The sequence below is a fragment of the Haemophilus sp. HMSC61B11 genome (genome assembly GCF_001838615.1).
GTDB classification, from domain to species: domain Bacteria; phylum Pseudomonadota; class Gammaproteobacteria; order Enterobacterales; family Pasteurellaceae; genus Haemophilus_D; species Haemophilus_D parainfluenzae_AD.
The window spans coordinates 1-8,251 of record NZ_KV837999.1; the positions used below are offsets into that span (position 1 = coordinate 1).

Annotated in this window: 4 protein-coding genes and 1 pseudogene; 4 read left to right on the top strand and 1 reads right to left on the bottom strand. The window is 39.3% G+C overall.

The genetic code is table 11. From position 1 onward, the window contains the following. Nucleotides 1–207 (bottom strand): annotated as a pseudogene (locus tag HMPREF3263_RS08795) (type VI secretion system tip protein VgrG); the annotation flags it as partial. A 160-nt stretch (nucleotides 208–367) separates the two neighbouring features. Here HMPREF3263_RS08795 and tssH point away from each other — a divergent pair. From tssH to HMPREF3263_RS08815, 4 genes are all read left to right on the top strand, one after another. Beyond that, on the top strand, nucleotides 368–2,965 hold the full coding sequence (gene tssH / locus HMPREF3263_RS08800; RefSeq protein ID WP_070853227.1) for a type VI secretion system ATPase TssH: 2,598 nt from the start codon (nucleotides 368–370) through the stop codon (nucleotides 2,963–2,965). 93 nt (nucleotides 2,966–3,058) lie between these two features. Next, nucleotides 3,059–4,438, top strand: a complete 1,380-nt coding sequence (locus HMPREF3263_RS08805; RefSeq protein WP_070853228.1) for a DUF4123 domain-containing protein — start codon at nucleotides 3,059–3,061, stop codon at nucleotides 4,436–4,438. An 18-nt stretch (nucleotides 4,439–4,456) separates the two neighbouring features. Further along, nucleotides 4,457–7,441: a toxin VasX gene (locus tag HMPREF3263_RS08810; RefSeq protein ID WP_070853229.1), complete on the top strand. Its 2,985-nt coding sequence runs from the start codon at nucleotides 4,457–4,459 to the stop codon at nucleotides 7,439–7,441. An 8-nt stretch (nucleotides 7,442–7,449) separates the two neighbouring features. Continuing rightward, nucleotides 7,450–8,251, top strand: an 802-nt coding sequence (locus HMPREF3263_RS08815; protein WP_070853230.1) for a hypothetical protein, incomplete at its 3' end; no start/stop codon positions are given.

Here is an 8,251-nt window from a genome sequence, read left to right on the forward strand (position 1 = left end):
ACGAACCGGTTGTTCTCCTTGCCAAAAAGTAAAGGTCACGGATTGATCCATTAATGCTGAAAATGAAATATTCGGATCAAAACTTGATAACATAAGCTCTAACCGAAATGGTTCTGAAAGCCCTTCAGTCAGCTTAAAACTGATCACATCAAAAGTATGTTTTTCACCGGCATCAAGGGTGTAACGGTAGTCGGATTGAACAGCCATGATTGTCCTTTGTTTAACGCATAAAATATCGCTTAGTATAATGTAATTTCATCTATTTCTAAATAGTAAAAATAGTTGTAGTAAATTTCTATATAAAAAAATAAAATACCTAAGTTTATTTATCTTTCAAATGCTTTATTAAACATAAGGATCTCAAATAATGATCAAAATTAACTTAGCCGCGACATTAGGTGCATTAAATGACGTTTCTAAATTAATGTTAGAAGAATCTGCCGCTTATGCAATTAGTTGTGGTGAATCGGAAGTGCTTCCAGCCCATTTATTACTCAAATCATTGGAAAACCCATTCTCAGACGTTCGCTTTATTTTAAATAAACTTAACATTTCTCACGAAGAATTGACCGCACTTTTACTCAGCAAAACGCAAACATCTCACACCAATATTGACTCTGTACCAAGCTTCTCGCCGTTATTGATTGAAATGTTGCAAGAGGCATGGTTACTCGGATCACTTGAATTTGAACAAACACAAATTCGCAGTGCAAGCATTTTCTTAGCATTGGTATTGAATGCATCGCGCTATTTGCCAACTGCTGTTGCGAGCTACTTAAATCAAATTAACAAAGAAACATTACGCCAATCTTTACTGGTATTTGCTAAAGGCTCCGCTGAATCACAAACCACACAAGAAAATACCGCTACACCTTCAGCCGTACATACAGACCAATCTGATTTAGCACGTTTTGCTGAAAATTTAACGGCTAAAGCCTCTGCAGGTAATATTGATCCCGTTCTCGCTCGCGACAAAGAAATTGATCTGATGATCGATATTCTTTCACGCAGAAGAAAAAACAATCCGATTGTAGTTGGTGATGCGGGTGTCGGTAAAAGTGCATTAATTGAAGGATTAGCATTACGCATCGTCAATAAACAAGTTCCTCCACATTTACAAAATGTTGAACTTTGGAGCCTAGATCTTGCCGCTTTACAATCTGGCGCATCAATCAAAGGGGAATTTGAAAAACGCTTAAAATCGGTGATTGATTTTGTAAAAAATAGCACAACGCCAATTGTTCTTTTTATTGATGAAGCCCATACACTTATTGGTGCGGGTGGCAGCGAAGGTGGCAACGATGCAGCCAACCTTTTAAAACCGGCTCTTGCTCGAGGTGAGCTTCGCACAATTGCAGCCACGACTTGGTCTGAATATAAAAAATATGTAGAACGCGACCCTGCGCTATCCCGTCGCTTCCAATTAGTGAAAGTGGACGAACCATCTATTGAAGAAAGTATTGTTATTCTACGTGGTTTAAAACCACTCTACGAAAAAGCGCATGGTGTTTATATCACAGGTGAAGCACTTGAAACAGTAACAAAGTTATCTGCGCGTTATATTGCGGCGAAAAAGCTACCGGATAAAGCCATCGATATTTTAGACACGGCTTGCGCTCGCGTTTCTACAGCAAAAGACACACCACCAAAACGCTTAAGCTACTTAGATAATAAGATCCATGAAATCAATGTTGCCATTGCTGAATTTGATCGTGATTATCAGCTAGGTGAAACAGTTGATAGTACAGCGAAAACAAAACTAGAAAATCAACTCACTGAATTAGCCGAAGAAAAAAATGTGCTTTCTTCTCGATTTGAATCTCAAAAAGCATTAGTGGAAGAAATTTTATCCTTACGGACCAAGCTCTCTGATTCTGAAACAGAATATACCGAAGAAGAACGTCAAGAATTGATCGCACAATTACAAGCGAAAAAAGCAGAATATGAAGCAATCAAACCTGAAGAATGTTTAATTCATGCTGAAGTGGGAAGCAAACAAATTACTGCGGTAATTGCTGATTTGACAGGTATTCCTGTAAATAGCATGACAGGTGATGAACTTACAAAACTCACTGAGCTTCCTGATATTCTTAACGACAATATTAAAGGTCAATCTCAAGCCATTGAGCAAATTCACAAAAACTTGCTTACTGCTATGGCAGATTTACGCCGTGCCGGCACACCATTGGGGGCATTATTACTTGTTGGACCAAGTGGTGTAGGTAAAACTGAAACGGCAATTCAAATTGCCGAACATATCTTTGGTGGCAAACAGTTCCTGACTACCATTAATATGTCTGAATACCAAGAAAAACATACTGTTTCACGTTTAATTGGTTCGCCTCCAGGTTATGTGGGCTATGGTGAAGGTGGTTTACTAACTGAAGCTATTCGCCAAAAACCTTATTCTATCGTGCTATTAGATGAAGTAGAAAAAGCCCATCCAGATGTGCTTAACTTGTTCTATCAAGCTTTTGATAAAGGCGAACTTGCAGATGGGGAAGGGCGTTTAATTGACTGTAAAAATATTCTCTTTATGCTCACCTCAAACTGTGGTTTTGATGCTGCAAATGATCAGTTTGCCGTGAAAAGTGATGAAGAGTTGCGTCGTTCGCTTCTTACATTCTTCAAACCGGCGTTACTGGCTCGCATGCAAATTGTGCAATATCACTATTTAACCACCGATGTAATGCAGCGCATTGTGAAAGCCAAATTGGCGAAATTAGAGAAATTAATCGCTGAGCGTTATAAAGCGACCGTTACTATCGCAGAAAACATTCTTAAACACATTGAACAACAATGTGAAGCTGATACAAATGGTGCACGTTTGGTCGATGCGATTCTTGAAGGGCAACTTTTACCCCCACTTTCCTTAGCGTTGCTTCAACGCATCGCTCGTGGTGAGAAAATGTCAAATATCACAATCAATTTTGAAGAGGGTGAATACCAAGTTGATATTGCGTAATTCATGATGAAAAACATCTAAGAACTTGACCGCACTTTGACTTTCATTCACAAAGTGCGGTCATCTTTTAGGTTAATTTTTTGAGATTTATTTATGGAAAAATCCCTTTGGCTTGCTACTGCTTATATACAAAAAGCCGAACAATTAGACCAATTTGTTGCATTAGCCACTTTTGCTACAACTGCTGAGGAATTTGAACAACGTGCACGGGTTCACTTTGCACAAAAAGCCCACTTTCGCTTTCAACTTGCACCTATTCCCGCTCACGTATTCTTTCAACGTCATGGACGAACCTATTTACTACATCAGGCATCAACACTCAGAGAAGATGAAATACGGGTAATTCCTTTAAGTGATGAAATGCCACAACCTGCTATTGAAGAAAATATTGAATATCTACACTGCCACAAGATCGATAATGTCGAGCCACTCGATGCGCAATTTGACCGAATGCCGGCTCTTTTTGCACCCGAGGACATCGCACTGTTATTATGGCCTGACTTTCCTATTCCACCTAATCAATTAGATTTTGAAAAGAGAAATGAATCGGCGCACACTCGCAATTCAGCGCCTCAAATCGATAAAAATATGCAGCAACGCCATCTTGAACACTACACGAATGATAGCGATACATCACCTACACTCAAAGTCTATTTCGTTTTAGATGCCAAAAAAATACCTTTTTTGAATACACTCTCCTTAAAAGGCAAAATGAAAAGCTTATTTCAAGGGAAATTTGGTGAAGATACTGAAAAAGTTGCACCCTATTTAATTGAAGTAATTCGTGATGAAAACCATATTCATACCGGTGAAATGATGGGATTATTCAGCTTAAAATCAGCACAACATCATTTTAACTGGGAAGATAACCTCGGTATTTTTATCCATTCCTACGCTGATTTTGAAACGGTCTATCAACATCTACGTAAATTTCCTATGCTACAGGATGAACGTGGAAAATGGTTTTTCTTCCGTTTTTACGATCCCAAAGTCTTACATGACTATCTAGCAATAATTGCCAAACGTCCAGCCAAACTACATAAGTTTTTTGGTTATGATAACAACATTATTTATGCCTTTGGCTTAGGGCTAGGAAACCGTTTCTATTACTACACTTTAAAAACCTTGCCCGAAGAAACCCTTCCATCTCCAATCGTGATGACTGATTGGGAAATAGACGGATTTAAAACGCATAAGTGGTTAGAAACCAAGGAATATTTAATGGAATATACTCTACAGGAATATCCGCAACTTTACTCGGAGGAAAATAAACATGAATTATGCCAAAACTTGGAAGAAGGCTATAAAAAAGGTTACACTTACGAAATTTCAATATTGCAGTATGCTTTAGCCAAACAAAGTGCGGTCAAAAATGGAATAGATTTTATTGCATTGGAAGAACAAGTTACAAAAAACAATACCGCACCACTAGAACGAGCTATCAAATTGTGTTCATTGTTAAATATAGAATAAAAATTAGAGTACTCAACCATGTCTGAAAACAAACAGCTCAAGAAACCGGCAGCAACAGAGGCTGACGGAGTCATTGCCCCATGCCAAGAAGGCATTCGGGTTTATCCCACAAGATTCGCCCTGACCGATAAGGCGTTTGAAAACATAAAAAGTAAAGGGAACATGCCACCACTTCCGAAGAACGCGTCAGGCGACGAAAATTATGATGCCCGTCGTTTACGTGATGGTTTTGTATATATTTTAGCAGTGAATGCCGAAATTAAAGGATGTTTTGAAATTAGTGCAGAAGCAGCCAATGGTCAGGCTTGGTATATTTACCGCTATCGTTCAAAAGATGTGAATTTTGACCAAGGAAACGAAGCTTTCGGAATAAACTACTCCTTTAGTCTATTTAATGATTACGAAGCCGGTTATACAAACAAAGTCACTTTACCAACGCCTTATATCGAACTTAATAAAGCCATTGAAAGTGCATATATGATGTTTACCGATGTAGACCTACCCATGAATTTGCTAAGAAAAATCGAAACCGATCCCTTAGTGAGAAATCATTGGATGCGCAATGTTCAGCTAAAAAATCCGCAAGGCTACTCAATTAATATGGCCACCTTACAGCAAACGGTTAAAGATTTTTCGCCACAAACCAAAATGATGACTGACCAGGCGTTAACCTCAAATGCCTATCGCTTTACCCCGATAGGTAAACCGACAGGCTGGGAAGAGATAAAAAATCAACTCATGCATAGCCAAAACGGTGTGATTGTAGCTTTAGAAGACCCTGTAGGAACAGCAAGAGATTTGTCAGGATATCATTTATATCTGACAACAGAGCGAGATAACGTATTAGCGAAATATGAATATGCTATTTCGACCGCCCGCATTCTTGATGCTCACGCACTACATAAATATAAAGAAGAGGTCAAGTCTGCTCGGGATAGCCTTGAAATGTCGAATGCAGAATTGCGCGACCAAGGTTTACGGACCATTGAACCGGCCCCCATCAAATTCTCCCAACTATATCAAAAGGTCTTTTCTGATTATATTAACTCGGAGCATTTAAAAGCTAATGGCGACGCCGATGTACTGAATGTGTTAAAAGCGGAATTACAATTGGAAGATGATCTGCCGGGCGTCAATGCGATTAATAAAATGGCGTATATTCCGACCCGTTTCGGGCTGTCTTTTAAACATCTCGTTAGTGCACACAGTAATTTTATTTGTGCGCATAGGGATAAACTCGCTAAGCTTTATAGCTTATATACAAGCAATCCCCTAGACGGCACAGCAGCAAAAGCCTGGTGCTGTTATATGCATGGTTTTCTGCATGGATTGGATATTTCACCTTACGGTCGTAACGCTTTAATTGCTGCCTTACCGATTGAAGATGCGGACGCATATAAAGCTCCGCCTTATGCACAGCAAGCTACGCCGGCGGTGGAGTCTCTGAAAAAATATTTATCGGATTTCACCAAAGCCTTAGGCGCGCTTGAAAAAGTTGCGAAGACAGGCTATCTCAACATGGCAACCTATGATTTAGTCATTGAACTGGTGATTGATAAAATCTATGTACGCTATGCCAATAGTAGCCATAAAGGTTATGTTAGACAGCCGTTTAGTGTGCCTCAAACTATTCAGGCTACATATCAAGCCAAATTAAACACCAAAGAGATTGAGAAAATCCTACCGACACATCGAAGCCAAGCCGCGGTACCTAAGCATGTAAAAAAACTACAAGAAAGCATTAGTTCTCTAAAAGTAGATATGGCACCTAGACAATACGGCTTATTTCAAATCACGGAAGGGTTAGCTGGATTAAACAAAGCCTTGAGTGCCTCCGTTGCATTGGGCTTCTTTGTACAAAATAAAGCGGAAACAGAATTAGGAAAACTAGGTAGTGATCCGTTTTTAGCCTCTATGCAAGTGATTGCCGGAATGTACGCACCGAAAGGCGGTTTAGAACAACACACTTCCCAAGCATTAACGGAACTTGAACAGTTAACCTCGCGCAAAAATCTGCAACCAAACAAATGGATAAGTTATTTTGAACAAAAAGGTGCCGGTTCGGCATTGACCCGTATCCGAAATGCGATTATCAACGTCAATACAGGATTGGCCGGAGTCGGGGCGATGTTTGAATATTTCAACTGGGCGGAGGCCAATTATAAAAGCGATGAAGTGGGCAAAACCGCAGCCTTATTAAGCATGGGGGGAGGATTAGCCATTGAAGGTGCAATCGGCTCGTTAGGTATGTTGGCAAGTTCATCCTTGTCTGCCGGTACACTGACATTACTCACCGGCCTATCCTATGCCACCTTAGGCATTGGGATTGTGCTGATTACCATTGCAATTATTTATAACTATTTTGCCCCGGAAGATATTGAATTATGGGCTGAGAATGGTTTTTGGGGTAAGAGTCCTCTTTATTGGGGGGAACCTAATCAGAAGAAAGCGTATGAGTGGATGGTTAAAAGGCCTGACGTATTTAAAGAACAATTTGATAGTTCTAAATTTGAGTATAGTAACAATGAGCTAATTATCAATGATAGCGTGCATTTTTATCGTATCGAAATGCAACGCTACTTAAAATCTATGGCAGAAATCATTGTTACTTTGGATGCGAGTAACCCGCGTAAAATACTGGTTAATTATCCGGGCATTTATACCATTCAAGACACTAAAGAGATCCGTATTGATAGAATGGATGGTTATGCCAAAAATGTGAAAAAGATCTATCCGAGTTATGAAGATTGGCGATTAAGCATTGAGAAAGAAAAACTTCATACGACAACAACGTTTGAGCAGGAAGGCGTAGCCGGTATAACCATTCATGATGAACGGTTGCCTTATATGAATACTACCACCTATTCGGAAGATGTCGATGAGGGTACTATTCCTTATGAAGACTTACTCGCCCTCAGCGTGCAAGTCAGCGTACCGAATTATCAAGGCAATAAATACCGTAAGCAATCGAAACTCACTAAACTGACATTGAAAAAACATTAGGAGAAAACATGGCAGAACAACAGGAAAACAAAGATTGGCTAGATAGACTCGGGGAGTTTTTCAGTAAAATATTCATTAATCCAGATAAAGATATTGCCTACTCCATTCGTAAACGTGGCAACGATGAAATTGAAATTCGGGATTCCATCTTTGATGGATATGCTCGTGGGTTTATTCGTTTTGTTTTATTTGCCGGATTTTTAATTATTGGATTTGGTGGCGGAAATAGCCTAAATGAACCATTTAGTTCTCAAATTAGTGACTTTAAAATGGATTATACTTGGGCATTCACTCCTGATGAACTTATTATTCCTAATTATAGAAATTATTTAGAGCTATATAAAAAAAAGGATACTCTTACTTCAAAAGATCCATTTAAAACCTATGAGGAATATAGAAAACCTTATTTACGTGAATGGGAAAATGATAGATTCAAATTTATTCTATATTGTACTTGGTTATTTGTTTTTTTTATTGCTGTGCTATTTGCTTTTTTCCTCCCCCGACCACGTGGTTTTCGTGTCAACCGCAAAAAACGGGTGATTTATTGGCAAACCATCTTCGGTAGTCATGCCATCGCCTTTGTGCCGGAACAAGGTGACCCGCTAGGCGGAATCAATTACAGCCGTTTCGGCTTGTATGCGTTTGGTGGTCATGAACGTTTTTCATTACAACTTTGGATTGACGATTACCTTTCCAAACGCCGTGTTACCGCACTATTTGGGGTATACCCGAGCCCGAGTTCTGAACATAACGCCCAAATCCTACGAGCTATTCGCACCTATCTTACGGAAGACAATCCTGAATTTT